We start from the raw sequence: 23,020 nt of genomic DNA, 5'->3' as shown, positions 1-23,020 counted from the left end.
ACACGGTCGGGTCATCGCGGACGCTCGGGCCACGACGCCCGGTCGCGGCGTGACGCACCGACGCGCCGTCACCGGGAAGCCGCAGCTCCGTACAGCTCAGTCCGATCAGTCCGACGGGCTCGGCGATGTACTCATGCGGTTCCGGTTGAACTCCTCCACGTTCCGCTGGTGCGCCTCGTGGTCCGCCGTGAAGCGGGTGTCACCGGGCTTGACGGTCACGAAGTACAGCCAGTCGCCCGGCACCGGATTGATCGCCGCGCGCATCGCGTCCTGGCCCGGGTTGGCGATCGGCGTCGGTGGCAGGCCCATGCGCTCGTAGGAGTTGTACGGGCTGTCCAGCTTGGTGTCCTTGCTGGTGGTGGTGAGCGTGGAGCGGTTCAGCGCGTAGTTGAGGGTGGAGTCCATCTGGAGCGGCATACCGCGTTCCAGGCGGTTGTAGATGACCCGGGACACCTTGCCCATGTCGGCCTTGGTCGCGGCCTCCGCCTGGATGATGCTGGCGATGGTGACCGCCTGGTAGACGTTGAGCGCGTTGCGCTGCGCCCCCGCGGTGACCTGGCTCCTGCCGAACTTGTCCTGGGCGGTGTTGACCATGAACGACAGCAGTGACGCCGGAGTGGTCTGCGCGTCGATCGGATACGTGGCCGGGAAGAGGTAGCCCTCGGGATTGCCTCCCGCGTCCGGGGGCAGCTTGAGCGCGGCCTTGTCCAGGGACTTCCGGGTGGTGCCCGCGGGCACCTGGAGGGCCTTGTCGACCGCGTCGTACACCTGCCGGGCCCGCCAGCCCTCCGGGATGACCAGGGAGGTGGCCCGCCGGCTCTGCTCGTCCTGGCTCAGCAGCGGAACAGCCACGGCGGTGCCCGCCACGACCGCACCGGTCGCGATCAGGGCGATCCGGCCCCGACGCGTCAGTCGAACCCTGCTCCGTCGCGAAGTGTGCATGTGCATGCGGGCACGCTAACCCGCAGATCACCGCAAACCCGGCATATCTTCATTTGGTCATTCGGCGGTTCATCTGGTCGGCTCCAGTTGGGCGTCCCGGCGGACCAGCGCGGCGTAGCGCCCGTCCCGTTCCAGGAGTTCCTCGTGCGTGCCGCGTTCGACGGCGCGACCGGTGTCGAGGACCACGATCTGGTCGGCGTCGCGGACCGTGGACAGCCGGTGCGCGATGGTGATCGTGGTGCGGTCGGCGGAGAGCGCGTCGATGGCCTCCTGCACCGCGTGCTCCGTACGGGTGTCCAGGGCGCTGGTGGCCTCGTCGAGGATCAGCACGGGCGGGTCGCGCAGGATCGTCCGGGCGATCGCCAGGCGTTGCTTCTCACCACCCGAGAAGCGGTGGCCGCGTTCACCGACGACCGTGTCGTACCCGTCGGGCAGGGACGCGATGTGGTCGTGGATCTGGGCTGCCTTCGCCGCCGCGTGCAGTTCCTCGTCGGTGGCGTCGGGCTTGGCGAAGCGCAGGTTCTCCGCGACGGAGGCGTGGAAGAGGTACGTCTCCTGCGAGACCACGCCGACCGCGCGGGCGAGCGTGTCGAAGTCCAGGTCGCGCACGTCGACGCCGTCGATGGTGACCCGGCCGCCCGTGACGTCGTAGAGGCGGGGCACCAGATAGCTGAGCGTGGACTTCCCGGAACCGGTCGGGCCGACCACGGCGAGACTGCCGCCCGCCGGGACGGTGATGTCGATGCCTCGCAGCGTCGGTGCGCCCTTGTCGTCGTAGCGGAACTCCACGTCCTCGAAGCGGATCTCGCCCTTGACCCGGTCGAGGTGGACGGGTTTCTCGGGCTCGGTGATGTCGATGGGCAGGTCGAGGTACTCGAAGATGCGCTGGAACAGGGCGAGCGAGGTCTGGATCTGCACACCGGTGGACAGCAGGCTGACGGTCGGCCGGAACAGGCCCTGCTGGAGCGAGACGAAGGCGACGAGCGTGCCGATCGACACGGCCGGGCCGCCGAACTGTTGGGCGAGTCCCGCCGTCCAGTAGATGAAGGCAGGCAGCGCGGCCATGACGATGCCGATGACCGCCATGCGCCAGCGGCCGGCCATGTTCGACCGCACCTCGAGGTCGACCAGTCGCTCGGACTCGGCCGCGAAGGACGTGGTGAGCGAATCCGCGCGGCCCATCGTGCGGCCGAGCAGGATGCCGCTGACCGAGAGCGACTCGGTGACCGTGGCGGCCATTGCGGCCATCTGCTTCTGGCGCCGGGTGGCGATCTTCTTGCGTTCGTTGCCCACCCGGCGGCTGATCCAGACGAAGAGCGGCAACAGGATCAGCGAGACCGCGGTGAGCCGCCAGTCCAGGGCGACCATCGCGACGATCGTGGCGACCACGCTGGTGAGGTTGGAGACCAGCGAGGTGGCGGTGGAGGTGACCGTCGCCTGCATTCCGCCGATGTCGTTGGCGATGCGCGACTGGACCTCCCCGGTGCGGGTCCGGGTGAAGAAGGCGAGCGACATCCGCTGCAGCCGCCCGTACACGGCGGTGCGCAGGTCGTGCATCACGCGCTGCCCGACGGTCGTCGAGATCAGGGTCTGCAGGACACCGAAGACACTGTTGACGACCGCGCTGAGGATCATGCCGAGCGCGAGCAGGGTGAGCAGGCCCGTCCGGCCCTGCGGGATCGCTACGTCGAGGATCTCCTTCAGCAGGAAGGGCGTGGCGACGGAGACCAGGGAGGAGGCGCCGACCAGCAGGCCGACGACTGCCAGGCGGCCTCGGTAGGGCGTGAAGAGTCTCAGGATGCGGCGCACCTGCCGCGGCTGCGTCGGGTCGGCGGGCGCTGGGTTCACGGTGGGTTCCTCGGGGTGCATGGGCTCCTACGGAGGGGTGGGACGGCGTGACGCGCGGATCACGGACCGCCGGACTGCCCGGCGGCGACGAACGGAGCGTAGCTCATTGTTACCTCTACTCACAATGAACGAAGTCCTGATATTGTTCCCGCCATGAATACCCCGGATCCCGACGGCCTGCTCGCCGAGCAGCTGCTGCGGCTCACCCGCCGAGTGCACCGCATTCAGAAACGCCATCTGGAGAAGAGCGGGCTCGGTATCACCCCGGCGCAGGGCCGGCTGCTGCGCACGCTCGCGCACTACGGGTCGCCGCCGCGGATGGCCGACCTGGCCGAGCGGCTGGAGGTGGTGCCGCGGGCCGTGACGACCCTGGTGGACGGCCTGGAGGCGAGCGGCAAGGTGCGCCGGGTCCCCGATCCCGCCAACCGCCGGGTGATCCGGATCGAGGTAACGGAGGCCGGACGGCAGGCACTGCGCGAGCTGCGCGCGGCACGACGATCGGCGGCGGAGGACATCCTGGCGCCGCTGACCGACGAGCAGCGCAAGGTGCTGGGCGTGCTGCTGGACACCCTCATCGACGGAGTGGGGGTCGCGGAGGGCAGTTGCTGAGGCGTGGCGGAAACGCCGAAGCCGCGCACTCCGGCACCCCGGCACATGACGTACGGACACGTCGACGTGCGGGAGTGGAGCACGCGGCCCCGGCGTCGCGGGCTGTCGGTCAACTCACCTCGGATGCAGGCTCCTTGGCCACCTGTGCAAGCTCCTTGGCATCGCGTGCAGGCTCCTTGGCCACCTGTGCAAGCTCCTTGGCATCCCGTGCAGGCTCCTTGGCCGCCTGTGCAAGCTCCTTGGCATCCCGTGCAGGCTCCTTGGCCGCCTGTACCTGTTCTTTGGCCGGTTGCGCAGGCACCGCCCCCACCGGCTCGGGCACCTCCGGTGACGGCTCCGGCTCATCGGCCACCGTCTCCCCGTCCAGCACCTTCCTCGCCCGCACCGCGTCCAGCGCGCCCTCCCAGCGCGACACCGCGAACACGGCCACACAGTTGCCCAGCAGGTTCGTCGCGACCCGCATCGAGTCCATGATCCGGTCCACGCCGAGGAGCAACGCGACCGCACCGGCCGGGATGACACCGATCGCGGAGGCCGTCGCCGACAGCGCCAGGAACGCCGAACCCGGCACACCCGCCATCCCCTTGCTGGTAAGCATCAGCACCAGGATCACCGTGACCTGCTGACTGAAGCTCAGATCCACTCCGACGGCCTGGGCGATGAACAGCGTGCCGATGGAGAGGTAGATGGACGCCCCGTCGAGGTTGAAGGAGTACCCGGTCGGCAGCACCAGCCCCACCGCGTCCTCACGGCACCCCGCCTTGCGCAGCTTCTGCATCATGCGCGGCATCACGGTCTCACTGGAGGCGGTGCCCAGTGCGAGCAGCATCTCCTCACGCGTGTAGCGGACGAACTTCCACAGGCTGAGCCCGGTGACCACCCGCAGGGCGACAGCCAGCAGCACGAGGAACACCAGCGCGACGCCGTAGCAGAGCGCGATGAGCTTGGCGTACGTCGACATCACGCCGAGCCCGTACTCCCCCACCAGATGTGCCATGGCACCGAACACGGCGAGCGGCGCCAGTCGCATGATGAAGCCGACGACGGCGAAGACGACCTCCTGGGCCTGCTCGATGGCGGGCAGGATCGCGGGGACCTTGGTGTGTCCGAGGTGCAGCAGCGCGGCGCCCACCAGGCAGGCCAGCACCAGTACTTGGAGGAGGGCGTTCTCGGCGAAGGAGCCGATGAAACTCTGAGGAAGTGCGTTGAGGACGAACTCGCTCGTGGAGGGGAGCGATCCGCCGTTCGTCTTGCCGTCGACCGCCGAGGCGTCCAGCTTCGACGGGTCGACGTTCATTCCGTCGCCCGGCCCCAAGACGTTCGCGGCGAGAAGGCCGAGGAGCAGCGCGAAGGTCGTGGCGACCTCGAACCAGATCAGTGCCTTCAGTCCGATCCGCCCGAACGCCTTCAGGTCACCGGCCTTGGCGATGCCGACGACGACCACACAGAAGACGAGGGGGGAGATCATCGCCTTGATGAGCCGTATGAATCCGTCTCCCAGCGGCTGGACGGTCGTGGCCACATCGGGCCACAACCGCCCGAGGAGGATTCCGAGGACGAGCGCGACGGCGACCTGGGTGAACAGCGAGGTGCGCAACAGGCGCCCGGCGCGACGCGGCAGGGAGGGTGCGGGGGACGGCGGCACAGGTACTCCTCCGAGGTGACTTCTGGGATGCGGAAGTTTCCTTCCGCTGCGGGCTCACTATGGCCACTCCCCGTTACCTCGGAGGACACCCGTGTCACATCCGTGTAAATCCTGGGTCCACGCGGGCCTCAACAGCCGTCGTCAGCAACGGTGATGACTCCTTGTTGGGTGCCGACCGTGCGGTCGTGGCAGGTAGCCGGGCCGTACAGGCGGTAGCGCTCGCTGGTGGTGCCGACCGCGTGCCGTTGGTCACGCGGCACGTTCGTCGTGTACGTGGCGTCACCGGTGTAGGTGTCGTCGAGCCGGGACCACCCCGTACGCCGCCCGCCCCGGAACTCCTCGACCGCCGCCCGGTCGCCGAGGGTCAGCACGGTCCGCAGCCGCGCGTCGGCAGCGATCGTCGTGGTGCCGTCCATGGTGTACGTGCGGTGCTCGCGGGTCACCTCGGCCGGTCCGCGCCCGCCGACGGTGACGGTTTCGTCGTCGGTCCAGGTGGCCGTCAGCCCGTCCGTGCTCTCCGACTCGGTCCAGCGGTGGACGGAGGTGTTGGCGAGCGTCCGCCGCACGGTGGTGGTCACCCGGCCGTGGGAGGTGTCGACGTATCCGCTGACGGTGAGCCGGTGGCCGCCCTTGGTGTCCAGCCGGTGTTCCGCCGAACGCGGTGTGTGCACCGAGGAGTTGGTCAGCTCGCTCGCGCGGTTCGCGGTGAGCGCGCCCGTGACGTGCCTGCTTCCGGCGTCCTGCCGGACGAGGACGTTGACCGGGGTGCTCCAGCCGGTCTGCCCTTCGTGGACCCCGAGGACGGAGACGTCGATCCGGTGCGGGCGGCCGTCGTTGAGCAGCCCCGCGAACGGAGTGAGGTCGTACTCGATCGGCTTGATGTCGAAGGCGCGCGGACCCGGCGTCACGTACCAGAGGAAGGGGTTGGACCAGCCGCCGGTCCAGACGGTCGGGAACGGCGCGGCGATTCCGGCGAGTTGACCGTCGACCTTGATCTGGACCTCTCGGTACGGGCCCTTGTCCGCCTTGCAGGAGTACGGTGCCGCGTCGGGCACGGTCAGGTACCAGTACTCCTCGCAGCCGCCGCCGGACCCGGTGGCGTACACCTCGGCGATGATGCGTTCGCTGTTGCGGGGAGTGGTCAGCTTGCCGTCCTGAAGGGTGAGGACCCGGTCGGGCGTGCCTGTCGGCGGCTTGCCCGAGTAGAACGTCAGCTTCACCTTGACGCCGAGGACGCCCGTGTAGGTGTCGTCGACAACGTTGCCGATGAGCATCTCGACGTCCTGGCTCCGGCGGAGGGTGTCGGTGTAGCGGGTGACGTCCTTCTCCACGGACCACTCGATGCCGTCGGGTGAGGGCTGCGGGGTGGAGGTGCGGAAGACCTCGATGCCACCGATGTGCAGATAGCCGAGCCGGTCGAACTGACGGCCCTTCACCTTGCCGTCGAGCCGCAGCACCACCTTGCTCCAGCGGTCACCGCAGCCGCGCGGTGGCGCGTAGGTCCCGCGGTACGGCGTGAAGTCGCGGAACTGCGCCTCGGCGACGGTCACTTCGCAGGACTTCGTGGCGGGTTTGCCGATCGGCGGCGCGGCGGTCAGCGGGTCGTGCCAGTCACTGCCGAACTCGGCGGGCACGTCGGCGGGTCGGGGGGCGGCCTGGGCGGGGTTCATGCCTAGGAGGGTGCTCGCCAGCAGGGTCACTGTGGCGAGCATGGACATGATGATCCGTCTACTCATGGGCGGTGTTCTACGGGGAGTCGGGCCGGTCCGCAATGGCGTGCTTGAGCCATGACAGGGGCCGGGGCCCTCAGTACGGTGCCTTTGGGGGTGCGCATGGACGAAGAAACAGAACACGAGCGCGGTCTGCCTGCCTTCGCCGCCGTTCCCGTGCTGTCCCTGGCGGCCGCCTTCGCCACCGTGCTGACCGCGTTGTCCGGCCGGTACGGCTACCACCGCGACGAGTTGTACTTCCTCGCCGCGGGCGACCATCCCGCCCTGGGTTACGTGGACCAGCCCCCGTTCACTCCGCTCGTCGCCCGCGCGGCCACCGCGCTCTTCGGGGACAGCCCGGCCGGGCTCCGGGTCCCGGCCACGCTCGCCTTCGTGCTCTCCGTGGTCGTCGCCGCTCTGCTGGCACGGGAGCTGGGCGGGCCCCGCAGGGTTCAGGTGGTCGCGGCCGGTCTCGTCGGACTGGGCGGGCAGGCGCTCGGAACCGGGCACATGGCGTCGACCGCGACCTTCGATCTGCCGATGTGGCTGGTGATCTGCTGGCTGGTCCTGCGCTTGCTGCGAACCGGCGACGGGCGCTGGTGGCTCGCGATCGGGGCCGCGGTCGGGGCCGGGATGCTCAACAAGTACTTGGTGTTGCTGCTCGCCGTGGTGCTGTTCGCCGCCGTGGCCGCCGTCGGGCCCCGGCGGGTGCTGCGAACTCCCTGGCTGCCGGCCGGGGTCGGCGTCGCCCTCGCCGTCGCACTGCCCAACCTGTGGTGGCAGGCGAGCCACGACTGGCCCCAGCTGACCGTCGCCCGCGGCATCAGCGGGGACGACGGGACCGAGAACCGCATCATGTTCCTGCCCGGGCAACTCCTCTACATCTCCCCGCTGTTAGTACCGGTCTGGATCGCGGGCTGGCTGCGGCTGTGGCGGGATCCGGCGCTGCGCTGGGCCCGTTCGACGGCGGTGGCGTACCCGCTGCTGTGTCTGCTCGTGCTGGCGCTCGGGGGCAAGGGCTACTACGCGCTGCCGCTGCTGAACGTGCTGCTGGTCGCGGGCTGCGCGCCGCTGCTCGACTGGATAGGGCGGCACGGCCGAACCGGAGTGGTGACCGCGGGGGCCGCGGTGACGACGACCGCCGCGATGAGTGCGATGGTCACGCTTCCCGTGCTGCCGCCCGGTGCGCTCGCCGTCCCCATGGCGCTCAACAAGGAGCAGGGCGAGCAGATCGGATGGCCGGAACTGACCGACGCGGTCCGCGAGGGATGGCTTCGGATCCCGTCGGACCGCCGGGCCCGCTCCGTGATCCTCACCCAGAACTACGGCCAGGCAGGTGCCCTCGACCGCTTCGGCCCCGAGCGCGGGCTGCCGCGCCCCTACTCGGGCCATATGAGCTACGCCGATTGGGGTCCGCCGCCGGACTCCGCCGACGCGGCCGTCCTCCTCGTCCGTCAGGAGGGCGAGGAGGGCATCGAGCGGTACTTCACCGGCTGCCGGACCGTAGCTCGCGTCGACAACGGGCAGGGAGTGGACAACGAGGAGCAGGGCTCGGTGGTGGCACTGTGCTCGGGACCCACGCGGCCCTGGTCGACGCTGTGGCCGTCACTGCGGCACTTCTACTGAGCACCGCCGAGGCCGACCGCTGAAACCGCCCCGGCCGACCGCTCGGACCGCCTCGGCCGACCGCTGAACCACCGGCGCCCGGCTGCTGAAACCGCCGCGCCCGACCCCGTCTCAGGCCTTCAGATCCGCCTCGTCCCCCATGACCACCACGGGATGCAGGGCCGGGTCGAGCGTGCGCAGCAGGTACCGCATGCCCGACTTGGGCAGGCTGACGCACGCCGACGTCCCGCTGCCGTGGTCCATGTGCAGCCAGATGCCGCCGCCCTTCGACTGCCCCTCCGGGCGGGTCGGGTCGTTCGGCGAGGTCCCCTTGACGCGGTTGTAGTCGATGGCGATCACGTAGTCGAAGTCGTTCCAGTGGGACTTGGCCCAGTAGCGCGGGGCCTGGAAGGAGGCGGACCGCGTGTAGGGGAGCTTGGCCCCCGGGTCGGCCAGCACACCGCCGGCGTCGCTCAGGGTGAACACGCCCACCGGGCTGCGCCGGTCGCCCTCGCGGTGATTCGTGGTCCAGCCCCTCTTGCCGTTGTGCCCCGCCCAGGTGCGCGTCTTCTTCCACACCGAACCCGACTTCGTATACAGCACGACCGTCGAGTCCGCCGAGTTCCTGCCCTCGCCGTACACCGCCACGATCTGCCGGGAGTCGGCCGGGATCCGCCGCTGGAGCCGGTCTCCGACGCCGGGGATTCGGGTGAGGTCGACGGGGCGCGTTTCCGACTCGCGGGCCTTGCCCGGCTCGGTCCCGGCCTTGCCTCCCTCGCCACCGCCGTCCGCGCCACCGCACGCCGTCAGGGACATCAAGAACGCACCGCAGGCCGCCATCGCGAGCCCCGTGCGCATCGCACCGCCACGTCGCATGCGCTCCATCGTCGCACCGCGGTCCGGGTGATGGCGCTCGCCCTCGGTGCTCACCGGCCGATGCCGCACGGTCCGGGCCGAAACTTTGCTCCGCGACGGAAAATCGTTTGCCTTCGGACACGCTGCGACGCGAACCTTTCACGGTTTGTTGCGACACACAGGTGGTCGCGCCCCCTCCCCTTCCACCCCCGAGACGAGCCGCTGGGACGCCATGCAGATTCAAGACCTTCCGTATCCCGACCCGGGCGTGCCGGACGCGCGCTCGGGGCCCCGATTCCTGCTGTGGCTCTTCCGCAACCAGCTCGGCGGTCAGCTGAAGGCCCTCGCCTGGGGCCTGCTGCACTTCCTGGCCGTGTCGGGGCTGCCGTATGTCGTCGGTTTCGCCGTGCAGGCCGTGGTGGACCGCTCCGGCGGGCGCCTCGCCCTCGCGGGCGGACTGCTCGCGGTGCTCGGCGTCGGCATCGCGCTCGGCGACACGATGCTGCACCGGTCCGCGGTCACCAACTGGATCACCGCCGCCGCGCGGGTCCAGCAGCTGCTGGCCCGCAAGGCCGCCCTGCTGGGGTCCGTGCTGACCCGGCGGGTGGCGGCCGGTGAGGTCGTCGCGGTCTCCACGGGCGATGTGGAGAAGATCGGCTGGTTCGTCGAGGCGTGGTCCCGGTTCACCGCGGCGGCGCTCACCGTCGGGTGCGTCTGCGTCGGGCTCGTCGTGTACCAGCCCGCGCTCGGTGTCGTCGTCGCCGTGGGCGTCCCCGTCCTCGCGATCTCGGTGCTGCCGCTGCTGCCCCGCGCCACCCGGCGCGCCGACTTCCAGCGCGAGAAGGCCGGGCGGGCCACCGAGCTGGCCTCGGACACGGTCGCGGGCCTGCGGGTGCTGCGCGGGATCGGCGGCGAGGAGCTGTTCCTGACGCGCTACCGCGAGGCCTCGCAGGAGGTGCGCCACGCCGCCGTGCGCAGTGCGCGCATGTGGGCCCTGATCTCCGCGATCCAGGTGCTGCTGCCCGGGGTGCTGCTGATCGTCGTCGTCTGGTACGGCGTGCACCTGGCCCGTACGGGACGGATCTCCGTCGGCGAGCTGGTGACCGTCTACAGCGCGGTCATGGTGCTCACCTACCCGTTGCGCCACTTCGTGGAGATCGCGATGGCGTACTCCTTCTCGCGCCCGTCCGCCAGGCGGGCCGCGCGGGTGCTGTCACTGGAGCGGCACACCGGCGGGGCCCCCGAGAGGGCTGCCCACGGCGCCCCTGGCGACGCGGTCGTACCGGCCGGCGACCTGTACGACCCCGCGACCGGGCTGCTCGCTCCCAGGGGACGGCTGACGGCGGTGGTGTGCGGCGACCCGGACGCGGCCGGAGCGCTCGCCGAACGGCTCGGCGGGCACGCCGAGGGTCCCCCGGTACTCCTCGGCGGCGTCCCGCTGGACGAGCTGCCGCTCGAAGCGGCCCGTACGGCCGTCCTCGTCCAGGACAAGGACCCGGTCCTGCTCTCCGGCACCCTGCGTGAACTCCTCGACGTCCCCGCGTCGGGGAACGTGGGCCCCGACGAGGCGCTGGCCGCCGCCCAGTGCGCCGACGTCCTGGACTCGCTGGTCCAGGGCTCGCTGGACGCCGACGACCCCCTGGACGCCAGGATCACCGAACGCGGCCGCTCCCTGTCCGGCGGCCAGCGCCAGCGCCTGGCGCTCGCCCGGTCGCTGATCACCGATCCGGAGGTGCTGGTCCTGGACGAGCCGACGTCCGCCGTCGACTCGCACACCGAGGCCCGCGTCGCCGACGGCATCCGGTCGGTACGGACCGGCCGTACCACGGTGGTGTTCACCTCCTCGCCGCTGTTGCTGGACCACGCCGACCGGGTGGTGCTGGTGCACGACGGCGAGGTCGTCGCGGTGGGCGTGCACCACGAACTGCTGCACACGGAGCCGCGGTACCGGGCGGTGGTGACCCGCGAGACGGACGAGGAGACCGCGGCCCGGGCCGTCGCACTGGACGAGTTGGAACCACTGGACGAGCTGAACGAGCTGAACGAGCTGGAAGAGATCGAGGAGACCGCATGATCGGCGTTGCGCCACCGGCGTACGACCCCGCCGCGCCGACGACGGCGAACACGCTGCCCGTCGGCGCCCCCTCGACCGTACGTGCCTACGTGGTCGAGCTGTTCCGTCGGCACCGGCGGGCCTTCCTGCTGCTCATCGGCGTCAACACGGCCGCCGTGATCGCCTCCATGGCGGGCCCGTACCTGCTGGGCGGCCTGGTGGAACGCGTCGCCGACGCCTCGGCGGCCGAGCTCCACCTGGAACGCACCGCCGCCCTGTTCGTGCTCGCCCTGGTCGTCCAGGCCGGGTTCGTCAGGGAGGTGCAGCTGCGCGGCGCGATGCTCGGTGAGCGGATGCTCGCCGACCTGCGGGAGGACTTCCTCGTCCGGTCGGTGGGGCTGCCGCCGGGCGTCCTGGAACGCGCGGGCACGGGTGATCTGCTGTCCCGGATCACCACCGACATCGACCGGCTCGCCAACGCCATGCGCGAGGCCGTGCCGCAGCTCGCCATCGGGGTGGTCTGGGCGGCACTGCTGATGGGTGGTCTCGCGGTGACCGCGCCGCCGCTCGCACTCGCCGTCCTGGTCGCGGTGCCGCTGCTGGTGGCCGGCTGCCGCTGGTACTTCAAGCGGGCGCCGTCCGCGTACCGGTCCGAGGCGGCCGGGTACGCGGCGGTCGCCGCCGCCCTCACCGAGACCGTGGACGCCGGCCGCACCGTGGAGGCGCACCGGCTCGGCGCCCGCCGGATCGAGCTGTCGGACCGGCGCGTCTTCGAGTGGACCCAGTGGGAGCGGTACACGCTCTGGCTGCGGACCGTGCTGTTCCCGGTCATCAACCTCACCCATGTGACCGTCCTCGCGTCCGTGCTGATGATCGGAGGCGCTTTCGTCCTCGAGGGCTGGATCGACGTCGGTCAGCTGACCACGGGCGCGCTCATCGCACAGATGCTCGTCGACCCCATCGGGCTGATCCTGCGCTGGTACGACGAGCTGCAGGTCGCCCAGGTGTCGCTGGCCCGGCTGGTCGGCGTCCGGGACATCGAGCCGGAAGCGGGCGACGCCTCCGTGGTGCCCGACGGGCGTGATGTGCACGCGGAGCGGGTCCGTTTCGGCTACCGCGCGGGGGTGGACGTACTGCGCGAGGTGTCGCTGGAGGTGGCGCCCGGCGCCCGGCTCGCCCTGGTCGGCCCCTCCGGGGCGGGCAAGTCCACGCTGGGCCGGCTCCTCGCCGGGATCTACGCGCCCCGCGAGGGCCGGGTCGCGCTGGGCGGCGCCGAGCTGTCCCGGATGCCGGCCGAGGCGGTGCGCTCCCATGTGGCGCTGGTCAACCAGGAGCACCACGTCTTCGTGGGTTCCCTGCGCGACAACCTGCTGCTGGCCCGCAGCGGGGCGGGGGACGCCGAGCTGTGGTCGGCGCTGAGCGCGGTCGACGCGGACGGCTGGGCGCGGGCGCTGGACGACGGCCTGGACACGGAGGTCGGCTCCGGCGGGCTCGCGCTCACCCCGGCGCAGGCCCAGCAGATCGCGCTGGCGCGGCTGGTCCTGGCCGACCCGCACACTCTGGTGCTGGACGAGGCGACCTCGCTGCTCGACCCGCGCGCGGCCCGTCATCTGGAGCGCTCGCTGGCCCGGGTCCTGGACGGCCGGACCGTGGTCGCCATCGCGCACCGGCTGCACACCGCGCACGACGCCGACGTCATCGCCGTCGTCGAGAACGGCCGGATCAGCGAGCTGGGCAGCCATGACGAGCTGGTCGCGGCGAACGGCGCGTACGCGGCGCTGTGGCGGTCCTGGCACGGGTGAGTGCCCCCTCACAGTGTCGTGGCGGTCGGGGCCTGTGCGCCTTCACAGTGTCGTGGCGGGCGCGCGCCCCTGCCGCCTCACGGGGTCGTGACGGTCGTGTGTCCCGTGCCGTTGCGCGGCATCGATCGACAGTGGAAGGCTGGATGTGGCACCGGTTCGGTGGTGTCCGGGAAGTGCGGCTTTGCGGACGGCCGGATCAGCACCCGGCCTTCCGCCGGCCGTGGTGGATCCGCTCGTCCCACGACCTGGAGGTTTGACGTGGACAGCGGCGAGGGCTGGGGGGACGACGTCTACCAGCCCGACGGATCCGAGGTGCAGGACGACGCGGGGCTGCTGGATTCCTCCGACACCCTGGATTCCGACGGTGTCGCCGACCCCCTCGACCGGGGCTGGTCGCCGCCGGAACGGCCGTGGGCAGTGGAACACCTGGGGGTGACCGCGGCGGAGCGCCTGCGCGGCGAGACCCTCGACGAACGCCTCGCCGAGGAGCTGCCCGACCTCCAGGCGCCCAACGGGGACGGCATGGGCGACTGCCAGGACACCGACGGTGAGCTCCTGGACGACGAGGTGGGCCATCTGCGCTCGGGCCGTCTGGTCGCCCCCGACGAGGGCACCCGCGAGGACGACGAGAGCGGGCTGGTCGCCACCGACATCGGCATCGACGGGGCCGCGGCGTCGGCGGAGGAGGCCGCGGTGCACATCGTCGACGACGACACCGTGTACGGGTGAGAAGGCGCCGCGTTTTACAGGCGGGACCGTGCCGCGCGTATACGGGTGAGACCCTGCCGCGCGTATGCGGGTGAGACGGCGCCGCGCGTCCGCTTGACCCGCTCGACCCACGCGTTCCCGGCGCTCAGATCACGTTGAGCGCCGCCGCGCACCCCACTCCACCGAGCAGCATGAACGCGGGCATCAGCACCCTCAGCTCGACCCAGCTGCCGGCCCGGAACCGCATGGCCTTGGGCGGGCCCACCGGGTACCAGCGCTTGCGGCCGATGGGTATCGGCCAGAGGATCGGGCAGCCGGAGACCGTGAGCGCGTCCCCGATGTCGTGGACCAGCGCCCCGAGCACGATCGGCAGCCCCAGCCACAGGTACTCCTGCCCCGGCGCGGTGAACAGCCAGTCCGAGCCGTTGCCCGGTTCGTCCAGCACGCCCGCCAGGATCCAGGAGCTGGTCGCGGCCAGCAGCCAGACCAGGACGTCGGCGCTGGAGCCACGGGTCGCCCGCCACAGCAGCCCCTCGATCGCGAGCACGATGTGCACGAAGAGGATGCCGAGGACCGCCCAGCGTCCCCCGGTGATCGCCGCGGCCGCGGTGCCCGCGCCGAGCAGTACCGCCCACAGCCAGGTGTGCGTCAGCGTGCGGTGACCGCCGGAACGACGTGGGTCGCCCTGCTTCTTCGTCGCCTTGTAGACGGCGTAGGAGAGCTTGTCGACGATCTCGCAGACCCATCGGGACAGGGGGCCGAAGGACCGCGAGATGGTGGCCGCCTTGTGGTCCAGGTCCGGGGCGAGTGCCGCACCGGCGCAGATCAGCGCGCCGGTCACGAGCACCGGCCAGGGCATCGTGTGGCCCGTGGCGGCGGCCGCCGCGCCGACGCCGAGCCAGGCCGCGGCTCCCGAGAGTGAGTGTGCTGGTCCCATCATGGCCGTGTCCCGCCCCGTTCTTCCCGAACCTCTGCCTGGCCGCCCCGTCCGTCGGGGCCTTGACGCTCCGTCGGCGCCACAGCGTAGCGTTTGCGATCTTCGTACCAGCAGGCGATTCCCCCATCGGGCGGCAGGACAGGCAAGATGGGGATGTGACCCTTATCGATCAGTTGCCGCAGACCGCAGATCCCGACGCCCTCTACGAAGCCTTCGAGTCGTGGGCCGGGGAACGCGGTCTCACCCTCTATCCCCATCAGGAGGAGGCGCTCATCGAAGTGGTTTCGGGTGCGAACGTGATCGTTTCGACGCCCACCGGCTCCGGCAAGAGCATGATCGCGGCGGGTGCGCACTTCGCGGCACTGGCCCGTGACGAGGTCACCTTCTACACCGCCCCCATCAAGGCACTGGTCTCGGAGAAGTTCTTCGAGCTGTGCAAGCTCTTCGGCACCGAGAACGTGGGCATGCTCACCGGCGACGCCTCCGTCAACGCCGACGCCCCCGTGATCTGCTGCACCGCCGAGGTCCTCGCCTCCATCGCCCTGCGCGACGGGAAGCAGGCGGACGTCGGCCAGGTCGTGATGGACGAGTTCCACTTCTACGCGGAGGGCGACCGCGGCTGGGCCTGGCAGATCCCCATCCTCGAACTGCCGCAGGCGCAGTTCGTCCTGATGTCGGCGACCCTCGGCGACGTCTCGATGTTCGAGAAGGACCTCACCCGCCGCACGGGCCGCCCCACCGCCGTGGTCCGCTCGGCGACACGGCCGGTGCCGCTGTCCTACGAGTACCGGCTGACCCCGCTGACGGAGACGCTCACCGAACTGCTGGAGACCCGGCAGGCCCCGGTCTACATCGTGCACTTCACCCAGGCGCAGGCCGTGGAGCGGGCGCAGGCGCTGATGAGCATCAACATGTGCTCGCGCGAGGAGAAGGACCAGATCGCCGAGCTGATCGGCAACTTCCGCTTCACCACCAAGTTCGGCCGCAACCTCTCCCGTTATGTGCGCCACGGCATCGGCGTCCACCACGCGGGCATGCTGCCCAAGTACCGGCGGCTGGTGGAGAAGCTGGCCCAGGCGGGGCTGCTGAAGGTCATCTGCGGCACGGACACGCTCGGCGTGGGCGTCAACGTCCCCATCCGCACGGTGCTGTTCACGGCCCTGACGAAGTACGACGGCAGCCGTGTACGGACGCTGCGCGCGCGGGAGTTCCACCAGATCGCGGGCCGCGCCGGACGGGCCGGGTTCGACACGGCCGGGCTGGTGGTCGCGCAGGCGCCCGAGCACGTCATCGAGAACGAGAAGGCACTCGCCAAGGCGGGCGACGATCCGAAGAAGCGCCGCAAGGTGGTCCGCAAGAAGGCCCCCGAGGGTTTCGTGGGCTGGACGGAGAACACCTACGAGAAGCTCATCGCCTCCGAACCCGAGCCGCTCAGCTCCCGGTTCCGGGTCACGCACGCGATGCTGCTGTCGGTGATCGCCCGGCCCGGCGATCCGTTCGAGGCCATGCGGCACCTGCTGGAGGACAACCACGAGCCGCGCAAACAGCAGTTGCGGCACATCCGGCGGGCGATCGCGATCTACCGGTCGCTCCTCGACGGCGGCATCGTCGAGAAGCTCGACCAGCCGGACGCCACCGGCCGGACGATGCGGCTGACCGTCGACCTCCAGCAGGACTTCGCGCTCAACCAGCCGCTGTCCACGTTCGCGCTGGCCGCGTTCGAGCTGCTGGACCCCGAATCACCCTCGTACGCGCTGGACATGGTGTCCGTCGTCGAGTCGACGCTGGACGACCCCCGGCAGATCCTCGCCGCCCAGCAGAACAAGGCACGCGGCGAGGCGGTCGCGGCGATGAAGGCGGACGGTGTCGAGTACGAGGAGCGGATGGAGCGGCTCCAGGACGTCTCCTACCCCAAGCCGCTGGAGGAGTTGCTCTCCCACGCCTACAACACCTACCGCAAGAGCCACCCCTGGGTCGGCGACCATCCCCTGTCGCCGAAGTCCGTGATCCGTGACATGTACGAACGGGCGATGTCGTTCACCGAGTTCGTGTCCTTCTACGAGCTCGCCCGCACGGAGGGCATCGTGCTGCGCTACCTGGCCAGCGCTTACAAGGCCCTTGAACACACCGTCCCGGACGACCTCAAGTCCGACGACCTGGAGGACCTGATCGCCTGGCTCGGCGAGATGGTGCGCCAGGTCGACTCCAGCCTCCTCGACGAGTGGGAGCAGCTCGCCAACCCGGAGGAGATGACGGCCGAGGAGGCCCAGGAGAAGGCCGACCAGGTCAAGCCGGTCACCTCCAACGCCCGCGCATTCCGGGTGCTGGTCCGCAACGCGATGTTCCGCCGGGTCGAACTCGCCGCGCTCGACCAGATCGGCGAACTCGGCGAGATGGACGCGGAGTCGGGCTGGGACGCCGAGGCGTGGGGCGAGGCGATGGACAAGTACTGGGACGAGTACGACGAGCTCGGCACCGGTCCCGACGCGCGCGGCCCACGGCTGCTGATGATCGAGGAGGAGCCGCAGCACGGTCTGTGGCGGGTGCGGCAGGCTTTCGCCGACCCGAACGGAGACCACGACTGGGGCATCAGCGCGGAGATCGACCTGGCGGCCTCCGACGCCGAGGGCCGCGCCGTGGTCCGGGTCACCGAGGTCGGTCAGCTGTGAGCATCGGTCGGCTTCCCAGCAGAGGAGAGAATCAGCCATGACGAACCCGGCGGAGCGGCTCGTCGATCTGCTCGACCTGGAGCAGATCGAGGTCAACATCTTCCGCGGGCGCAGTCCGCAGGAGTCCCTGCAGCGGGTCTTCGGCGGCCAGGTCGCGGGCCAGGCGCTGGTCGCGGCCGGCCGGACGACCGACGGGGACCGGCCGGTGCACTCGTTGCACGCGTACTTCCTGCGCCCGGGCCGACCGGGCGTGCCGATCGTGTACCAGGTCGAACGGGTCCGGGACGGACGCTCGTTCACCACGCGTCGCGTCACCGCCGTGCAGCAGGGCCGCACGATCTTCAACCTCACCGCGTCCTTCCACAAGCCGGAGGAGGGCAGCTTCGAGCACCAGCTGCCGCCGGCCCGCACGGTTCCCGACCCCGAGGCGCTGCCGACGGTCACGGACGAGATCCGGGCCCATCTGGGCAGCCTCCCCGAGCAGTTCGAGCGCATGGCCCGGCGTCAGCCCTTCGACCTCCGCTACGTCGACCGGCTGCGCTGGACGCCCGACGAACTCCAGGGCGCCGAGCCGCGCAGCGCGGTCTGGATGCGTGCGGTGGGTCCGCTGGGCGACGACCCGTTGGTCCACACCTGTGCGCTCACCTACGCCAGCGACATGACCCTGCTGGACGCGGTCCGCATCCCGGTCGAACCGCTGTGGGGGCCGCGAGGCTTCGACATGGCCTCCCTGGACCACGCGATGTGGTTCCACCGGCCGTTCCGCGCCGACGAATGGCTGCTGTACGACCAGGAGTCCCCCATCGCGGTGGGCGGTCGGGGCCTGGCCCGGGGTCGCATCTACGACCGGGATGGGCAGTTGGTGGTGTCCGTGGTGCAGGAGGGGCTGTTCCGGAAGCTGGGCTGATCCGCTCTTCCACCGATGCCGCTCGGGGTCCGCCCTGGGAGGTGGTCGCTGCCGTGCCGCCCCTGTGGACCGTGTCCAGCGGGACCTCGGCGGCGGTGTAGCCGACCCGGTTGACCAGCGCGTCGTCGCCGTCGGGGTGGGCGTCGCGCACCTGGTCCGCTATGGAACCGGCGGTGTAGTCCACGACGGTCGTGGCCCCGAGGGCGGTGAGCCGTTCCACGTCGTCGGCGGTACCGGTGCCACGACGGTCACCTTGCGCGTGGCGAGCAGCTGGACCGCGTACCGGCCCACCCGACCCCGCGGTCTCGTCGAGCGGGAGGACGACCCGGACGACGCCCGCAATCTCGCCCGCTGATCCTGCCCGCACAAGAGCGCGGCGCCGATGCGTCGCGCTATGCCGGCCGCACCACGCTGTGGATCGGCATGTAGTAGATCGACTCCTCTCGGACGTACTCCCCCGGCTTCGGGGCGTGGATCATCTTGCCCTCGCCGATGTAGATGCCGACGTGGCTGATGTCGTCGTAGAAGAAGACCAGGTCGCCGGGCCGGGCATCGGCGAGCGGGACCGTGGTGCCCGCGTCGACCTGGTCCCATGTGGTGCGCGGCAGGGTGACCCCGGCGGCCTTCCAGGCGGCCTGGGTGAGGCCGGAGCAGTCGTAGGACTCCGGTCCGGTGGCACCCCAGACGTACGGTTTGCCGATCTGTGCGCGGGCGAAGGCGAGAGCTTTGTCGGCCTTGGTGGCGTAGGAGGTGTCGCTCGTGCTCCCCGAGTCCGCGCCCGTCCCCGAGGCGGAGCCGGAGTCGCTCGCCGAGCCTGAGTCGGCCGCCGAACCGGAGTCCGCGGTCGAGGCCGCTTCCTGCCGCGCCGCCTCCTCGGCCTGGCGCCTGGCCTCCTCCTCGGCCTGCCGGCGTGCCAGTTCCTCCGCCTTGCGCCTGGCCTCCTCCTGTCGTTGCTTCTCGATCGCCGCCAGCCGCGCCTTCTCCTCCGCGGTCAGCTTCGAGAGCAGTTCCCGTGCGTCGCTGAGCTTTTGTTGCACGGTGGCCTTGCTGGTCCGCAGATCGCTCTGGGACTCGTGGAGGGCCTCGAGACTCTCGGCCGCCTCCTCGCGTTTCTTCGCGGTCCGAGCCTGCTGTGCCCGGTAGTCGTCGACGGCCTGTCTCTGGCGGGCGGTCAGACGGCTCATCAACTGCTTGTTGTCGAAGTAGCCCTGTGTGTCGTCGGACAGCAGGAAGGTGGCCGTGTCGGAGGCCGAGGATCCCGTGCGGTACTGGGCGGCGGCGAACATGCCCAGTTCCTCGCGGGCTTCGTTGAGTCTCTGCGTGCGCTTCGCCAGGTCGTCGAGCAGGCGGTCCACGCGTTCCTGCTGCTCGGCGGTGCGCTCCTTGGCCGCGTTGTACTTCTCGGTGGCCGACTCGGCCTGGTGGTAGAGGTCGTCGACCTCCTTCTGCACCTCCTCGATGCTGGGCTTCGGCTCGGCCGACGGGGTGGCGCCCGCTGTCTGGGCGAGCAGGGCCACGGAGGTCACGGCCGCCGTGGCGAGTGCTGGGGTCCGGATGCCGGCGACACCACTGATGGTGGTCCGCTCTTTGCGGTGCGACGCCAAGAGAGGCGACTCCTTCCGTCATCCGCCTACCGAGTTAGCTGTCGGGTTCGGGCGGAACGGCTGTGGAAGGTGTGCCCTACGGCCCTGCCCCGAAGGGCGTTGGGCCGATTCACCCCAAGGTCGGTGGGTCCCCGGCTCCGGCTGCCGCGGGGGCGCACCGGACTCGGCGGAGGCCGCTCGGCCCGGCGGTGTTCGTCGGTGGAGGCGAGCGGTCCGCTTGGCACGCTAGCCAATGCATGTGGCCCTTGTGAAGGTTGATGTTCGATATGCCCGATACATCTTCGTGCCGAGCCGGTGGAGCCGAGCCAGGCCCGGCTCCCGGGTCGGTTCAGGGTCCTGCGGGGTGAGGTGGAGCCGTCGCAGCCACGACCTCAAATGCGGGTGTCGACGAGTTTCTCGAAGAGGAACTCGTGCTTGAGGAAGGACACGTCGTACTCGTGGCCGGGGAAGGGCGGCAGCATCGGTGAGGCCTGGATGAGGCGCCAGCCGTCGAGCAGGGCGTCCAGGCCGGTGACGTAGGGGGGTTCGTCGCTGTCCCCGGTGGTCGGGGTCGTGCGGCCGGTGCCGTCATACCGGGCCCAGCCGACCACCTTGGCGTCGAGGGCGGAGGTGCCCAGGTAGAGGGCGAGAACCTGCTGGCGGGTGCTCATGCGTTTCCTCGTTCGAACTCGGTTGTGGCGTTGGCGGTGGAAGGGGAACTGGGAGTGGAGGTGGGAGTGGGAGTGGAAGGGGCCGCGGTGGTGGGCTCGTTGGTCACGCGGGTCACCCAGTGGTCGAGGTCGAACCGGGCGTCGCCGGTCAGGAAGCGCCACATCAACGCCCGGTTGTAGATCTCCAGGCGGCCGGTGGCCTGTTCGTACCAGGGGAAGGTACGGGTCAGTTCCTCGTGGACCTCCGGCGAGTGCAGGTCCGAGGTGTCCCACAGGAGTTGCTGGCGTACGGTCGGGTTGAAGCGGATCTTGAACATGTACCGCACGGTGTCGCTGTCGTTGCGCCTGCCGCCGTGCCACAGTCCGTGGTGCAGGAACACCACCGTGCCCGCGGGGCAGACGAGTCGGCTCTGACCCAGGAGGTTCTGGTAGCGGCCGGTGTCGGTCTCGTTGACGCGCCGCAGATGGCTGCCGGGCACGCTCAGCGTGCCGCCCATCTCCAGCGTCACGTCCTGCGGGTAGTACATGAGCTGCACGTCGAAGGCACGGCCGCGCACATCGATGATCGCGTCCGCGTGCAGCGGCTGAGCGCTGCCCTCCTTGGGCTCACGGATGTGGACGGCGTGGTGGTCGACGAGCGGATCCGGTCCCACGAGGCTGCGCAACGCGCCCTCCACCTGCGGGATGCCGAGAAGACGACGCGGGAGGGAACCCTCCGGGTAGGCGTCGGGCACCGGAGTTCCGAACGGGATGCCGGGTACTCCGGCGGCCAGGAAGGAGAGCGCCTCCTCGTTCATCTCCGGAGGGACGATCCCGTCCAGGCGCAGTGAACCATGGGCCACGAAGTGTGCCATCTGCCGTGAACTCAGCAGAGGCGGACTGGTGTTCGTCATGGCTCCGACGGTAGGCGGCGGCACCGGCCGGTGCGTGGGCCCGGTTCACTCACTACTGGTGATTTCTCACCATCCTGGGGCGCCGGTGCTGGGGGATGCCCGGCAGACTCGTGTCCCAGTCGTCGGGATGCCTGGCAGACTCGTGTTCCAGTCGGCGGCCGGCCGGGAGCCGGCCGGTCCAGTCGCCGGGCGGGGAGGACGCATGGGCGGGACGGATCCGCATATCCATGTCGAGTCGAAGGTGGTCAACGGCGGTGCCGATGTCCGCAACGTGCTGGCGGCCACGTTCGGTCTGGCCGGAGATCTGCCGAGCGTCGTGACCACGGGATGCGGACTGCGGGTGCCCCGTGCCATGACCTCCGCGCGTCCGGAACGTGTCACCTGCCTCGCCTGCCGTGAGCACGCGCGGGTCGAGCACCTCCGCTTCGCGGAGCAGGTCGAACGCCTGAGCAGCATGCCCGGCTCGGCCATCGGCGCCGCCCAGGCAAAGCCGGCCGCTGACAGGCATCGCGATCTCGCGCGGCGGTTCTCCGGTACGGGGAACTGAGCCCCTGCCCGGGCCGGGGACGACGCCGGACACGGCGTGGTGCCTCATGTGCCGCCCCGCAAAGGGCTTTCCACGGGGCTCTCGGCCGGGGTCAGTCCGGTGGAACGACGATGATCACTACGTTGCCCGGGGCGCTCCCTTGGCCGGTGCCGGACTTCCTTCTCCCTGTCCCGGACCGTCAGGGATAGCCTGACGGCATGACCGACGCCGCAGACGCCTCCTCCACTCCGGCCGCATCCGAGCCGCACAGGCTGTCCCCGCGCGATGAGTCGCGCATCGCGCTGGCCCTGACCCTCCGTCAACTGGCCGACGCCGTCCTCGATGCCGTGCCGGTGGCGCCGGAGCCCGCGCCGGGTGATCTGCTCCGTACCGCCCTTCGTCTGCAGCGCCGGGTCGAGGACGTGGTCCGTGAGGCCGTGGTCGCCGAGCGCGAGCGCGGCACCACGTGGTTCCAGATCGGCGAGGCCGCCGGCATCACCCGGCAGTCCGCCCACGAGAAGTGGTACGGCGACGTGCACGCCTGGGCGGCCATCGGCCGGAGCGCGCTGCCGCCGGACCTGAAGACGCTCGAAGTGGCGGCGGAAGCCGATGCCCGGTACGCGACGTTGCGGCCGGACCGGCCGCACGCCATCACGTCGGGCCTGGACGCGGTCCGTTTCCCCGGCTCCCACGCGTACGAGGCCAGCCTCCGCACGCGCGGCTCCGCCCTGCACGCCCGCCGTACGGACCTGGACGCGCGGGCGACGCGGCTGAACGACGAGTACGGAGCGCTGCACGCCCAGGGTCCCGCGGCCGGGCCGTCGGTCGACGGCAATCCCCTCGCGGTGATCGCCGCCCACCGCGGGCACGCAGACGCCGTGCGCGCCAACCGGCTCGCCATCGCGGCGGTGCACGAGGAGATAGCCGACGTCTACGACCAGCTCGTCACCGCCGAGTCCCCCCTGGCGGAGGAGCACCGCACACAGGCCGACTGGCACCGCAACGCCTCCAAGCAGGCCCGTGACTATGCCGGACTCCTGAACGGCACGGACACCTGA

The 23,020-nt window shown here is 70.6% G+C and carries 19 protein-coding genes and 1 riboswitch; of the genes, 10 read left to right on the top strand and 9 right to left on the bottom strand.

The annotated features are described in order from the left end of the window. Positions 1–105 precede the first annotated feature (105 nt). Positions 106–948: an endolytic transglycosylase MltG gene (gene mltG, locus EF387_RS20515; RefSeq protein ID WP_128378057.1), complete on the bottom strand. Its 843-nt coding sequence runs from the start codon at positions 946–948 to the stop codon at positions 106–108. A 63-nt stretch (positions 949–1,011) separates the two neighbouring features. Continuing rightward, positions 1,012–2,811 (bottom strand): ABC transporter ATP-binding protein, encoded by a 1,800-nt coding sequence (locus EF387_RS20510; RefSeq protein WP_128378056.1) that lies wholly within the window; start codon positions 2,809–2,811, stop codon positions 1,012–1,014. A gap of 132 nt (positions 2,812–2,943) precedes the next feature. On the opposite strand from EF387_RS20510, the gene EF387_RS20505 reads away from it, so the two are divergent. Beyond that, positions 2,944–3,399 carry a MarR family winged helix-turn-helix transcriptional regulator gene (locus EF387_RS20505; protein WP_128378055.1) on the top strand — a complete coding sequence of 152 codons (456 nt, stop codon included), beginning with the start codon at positions 2,944–2,946 and terminating at the stop codon, positions 3,397–3,399. Between the two features lie 109 nt (positions 3,400–3,508). Here the strand turns inward: EF387_RS20505 and EF387_RS20500 are convergent, their stop codons facing one another. After that, positions 3,509–5,044, bottom strand: a complete 1,536-nt coding sequence (locus EF387_RS20500; protein ID WP_128378054.1) for a cation:dicarboxylate symporter family transporter — start codon at positions 5,042–5,044, stop codon at positions 3,509–3,511. 128 nt (positions 5,045–5,172) lie between these two features. Next, on the bottom strand, positions 5,173–6,780 hold the full coding sequence (locus EF387_RS20495) for a peptide-N4-asparagine amidase (protein ID WP_128378053.1): 1,608 nt from the start codon (positions 6,778–6,780) through the stop codon (positions 5,173–5,175). Positions 6,781–6,876: 96 nt separating this feature from the next. On the opposite strand from EF387_RS20495, the gene EF387_RS20490 reads away from it, so the two are divergent. Then, positions 6,877–8,379, top strand: a complete 1,503-nt coding sequence (locus tag EF387_RS20490; RefSeq protein WP_128378052.1) for an ArnT family glycosyltransferase — start codon at positions 6,877–6,879, stop codon at positions 8,377–8,379. Between the two features lie 111 nt (positions 8,380–8,490). Here the strand turns inward: EF387_RS20490 and EF387_RS20485 are convergent, their stop codons facing one another. Further along, entirely contained in the window at positions 8,491–9,234 is a 744-nt protein-coding gene (locus EF387_RS20485; RefSeq protein WP_162467182.1) for a hypothetical protein, read from the bottom strand. 211 nt (positions 9,235–9,445) lie between these two features. Between EF387_RS20485 and EF387_RS20480 the strand changes: the two genes are divergently transcribed. The 3 genes from EF387_RS20480 (at position 9,446) to EF387_RS20470 (ending at position 13,797) form a co-directional block, all read left to right on the top strand. After that, on the top strand, positions 9,446–11,287 hold the full coding sequence (locus EF387_RS20480) for an ABC transporter transmembrane domain-containing protein (RefSeq protein WP_128378051.1): 1,842 nt from the start codon (positions 9,446–9,448) through the stop codon (positions 11,285–11,287). Beyond that, the gene (locus EF387_RS20475) at positions 11,284–13,068 is read left to right on the top strand and encodes an ABC transporter ATP-binding protein (RefSeq protein WP_128378050.1); all 1,785 of its coding nucleotides are present in this window, start codon (positions 11,284–11,286) and stop codon (positions 13,066–13,068) included. Before EF387_RS20480 ends, EF387_RS20475 begins: the two co-directional genes overlap by 4 nt. Before the next feature lie 258 nt (positions 13,069–13,326). After that, on the top strand, positions 13,327–13,797 hold the full coding sequence (locus tag EF387_RS20470; RefSeq protein ID WP_128378049.1) for a DUF5709 domain-containing protein: 471 nt from the start codon (positions 13,327–13,329) through the stop codon (positions 13,795–13,797). 124 nt (positions 13,798–13,921) lie between these two features. Here the strand turns inward: EF387_RS20470 and EF387_RS20465 are convergent, their stop codons facing one another. Further along, complete coding sequence (locus EF387_RS20465; protein ID WP_128378048.1) at positions 13,922–14,716, bottom strand: metal-dependent hydrolase; 795 nt, start codon at positions 14,714–14,716, stop codon at positions 13,922–13,924. Between the two features lie 152 nt (positions 14,717–14,868). On the opposite strand from EF387_RS20465, the gene EF387_RS20460 reads away from it, so the two are divergent. The 3 genes from EF387_RS20460 (at position 14,869) to EF387_RS20450 (ending at position 18,644) form a co-directional block, all read left to right on the top strand. Continuing rightward, on the top strand, positions 14,869–17,382 hold the full coding sequence (locus EF387_RS20460; protein ID WP_162467175.1) for a DEAD/DEAH box helicase: 2,514 nt from the start codon (positions 14,869–14,871) through the stop codon (positions 17,380–17,382). Positions 17,383–17,419: 37 nt separating this feature from the next. Beyond that, positions 17,420–18,289 (top strand): acyl-CoA thioesterase, encoded by an 870-nt coding sequence (locus EF387_RS20455; RefSeq protein WP_128378047.1) that lies wholly within the window; start codon positions 17,420–17,422, stop codon positions 18,287–18,289. A 64-nt stretch (positions 18,290–18,353) separates the two neighbouring features. Next, positions 18,354–18,644, top strand: a complete 291-nt coding sequence (locus EF387_RS20450) for a hypothetical protein (RefSeq protein ID WP_128378046.1) — start codon at positions 18,354–18,356, stop codon at positions 18,642–18,644. Positions 18,645–18,681: 37 nt separating this feature from the next. Here EF387_RS20450 and EF387_RS20445 read toward each other — a convergent pair whose 3' ends face one another. The 3 genes from EF387_RS20445 to EF387_RS20435 all read right to left on the bottom strand — a co-directional run bounded on the left by EF387_RS20445 (position 18,682) and on the right by EF387_RS20435 (position 21,436). Next, entirely contained in the window at positions 18,682–19,893 is a 1,212-nt protein-coding gene (locus EF387_RS20445; RefSeq protein WP_128378045.1) for a C40 family peptidase, read from the bottom strand. Between the two features lie 8 nt (positions 19,894–19,901). Continuing rightward, a riboswitch (cyclic di-AMP (ydaO/yuaA leader) is annotated at positions 19,902–20,072 on the bottom strand. 192 nt (positions 20,073–20,264) lie between these two features. Continuing rightward, positions 20,265–20,543 carry a hypothetical protein gene (locus EF387_RS20440; protein WP_128378044.1) on the bottom strand — a complete coding sequence of 93 codons (279 nt, stop codon included), beginning with the start codon at positions 20,541–20,543 and terminating at the stop codon, positions 20,265–20,267. Beyond that, positions 20,540–21,436, bottom strand: a complete 897-nt coding sequence (locus tag EF387_RS20435) for a phytanoyl-CoA dioxygenase family protein (protein ID WP_202918325.1) — start codon at positions 21,434–21,436, stop codon at positions 20,540–20,542. The genes EF387_RS20440 and EF387_RS20435 overlap by 4 nt, the downstream gene beginning before the upstream one ends. A gap of 202 nt (positions 21,437–21,638) precedes the next feature. Between EF387_RS20435 and EF387_RS20430 the strand changes: the two genes are divergently transcribed. Then, entirely contained in the window at positions 21,639–21,983 is a 345-nt protein-coding gene (locus EF387_RS20430; RefSeq protein ID WP_128378043.1) for a hypothetical protein, read from the top strand. A gap of 197 nt (positions 21,984–22,180) precedes the next feature. Continuing rightward, positions 22,181–23,020, top strand: coding sequence for a hypothetical protein (locus EF387_RS47505; RefSeq protein ID WP_202918324.1), 840 nt, complete (start codon positions 22,181–22,183; stop codon positions 23,018–23,020).

Origin of the sequence: Streptomyces cavernae (genome assembly GCF_004023625.1) — a bacterium.
Classification (GTDB): Bacteria; Actinomycetota; Actinomycetes; order Streptomycetales; family Streptomycetaceae; genus Streptomyces; species Streptomyces cavernae.
Note: the sequence above shows the minus strand (reverse complement) of the source record. Positions and strands in the feature narration are given on the sequence as shown.

What these genes read in the sequence shown, in the direction of transcription:
- mltG (WP_128378057.1), bottom strand. Translation starts at nt 948, where the DNA reads ATGCACATGCACACTTCGCGACGGAGCAGGGTTCGACTGACGCGTCGG.
- EF387_RS20510 (WP_128378056.1), bottom strand. Translation starts at nt 2,811, where the DNA reads ATGCACCCCGAGGAACCCACCGTGAACCCAGCGCCCGCCGACCCGACG.
- EF387_RS20505 (WP_128378055.1), top strand. Translation starts at nt 2,944, where the DNA reads ATGAATACCCCGGATCCCGACGGCCTGCTCGCCGAGCAGCTGCTGCGG.
- EF387_RS20495 (WP_128378053.1), bottom strand. Translation starts at nt 6,780, where the DNA reads ATGAGTAGACGGATCATCATGTCCATGCTCGCCACAGTGACCCTGCTG.
- EF387_RS20490 (WP_128378052.1), top strand. Translation starts at nt 6,877, where the DNA reads ATGGACGAAGAAACAGAACACGAGCGCGGTCTGCCTGCCTTCGCCGCC.
- EF387_RS20485 (WP_162467182.1), bottom strand. Translation starts at nt 9,234, where the DNA reads ATGCGACGTGGCGGTGCGATGCGCACGGGGCTCGCGATGGCGGCCTGC.
- EF387_RS20480 (WP_128378051.1), top strand. Translation starts at nt 9,446, where the DNA reads ATGCAGATTCAAGACCTTCCGTATCCCGACCCGGGCGTGCCGGACGCG.
- EF387_RS20475 (WP_128378050.1), top strand. Translation starts at nt 11,284, where the DNA reads ATGATCGGCGTTGCGCCACCGGCGTACGACCCCGCCGCGCCGACGACG.
- EF387_RS20465 (WP_128378048.1), bottom strand. Translation starts at nt 14,716, where the DNA reads ATGATGGGACCAGCACACTCACTCTCGGGAGCCGCGGCCTGGCTCGGC.
- EF387_RS20455 (WP_128378047.1), top strand. Translation starts at nt 17,420, where the DNA reads ATGACGAACCCGGCGGAGCGGCTCGTCGATCTGCTCGACCTGGAGCAG.
- EF387_RS20440 (WP_128378044.1), bottom strand. Translation starts at nt 20,543, where the DNA reads ATGAGCACCCGCCAGCAGGTTCTCGCCCTCTACCTGGGCACCTCCGCC.
- EF387_RS20435 (WP_202918325.1), bottom strand. Translation starts at nt 21,436, where the DNA reads ATGACGAACACCAGTCCGCCTCTGCTGAGTTCACGGCAGATGGCACAC.
- EF387_RS20430 (WP_128378043.1), top strand. Translation starts at nt 21,639, where the DNA reads ATGGGCGGGACGGATCCGCATATCCATGTCGAGTCGAAGGTGGTCAAC.
- EF387_RS47505 (WP_202918324.1), top strand. Translation starts at nt 22,181, where the DNA reads ATGACCGACGCCGCAGACGCCTCCTCCACTCCGGCCGCATCCGAGCCG.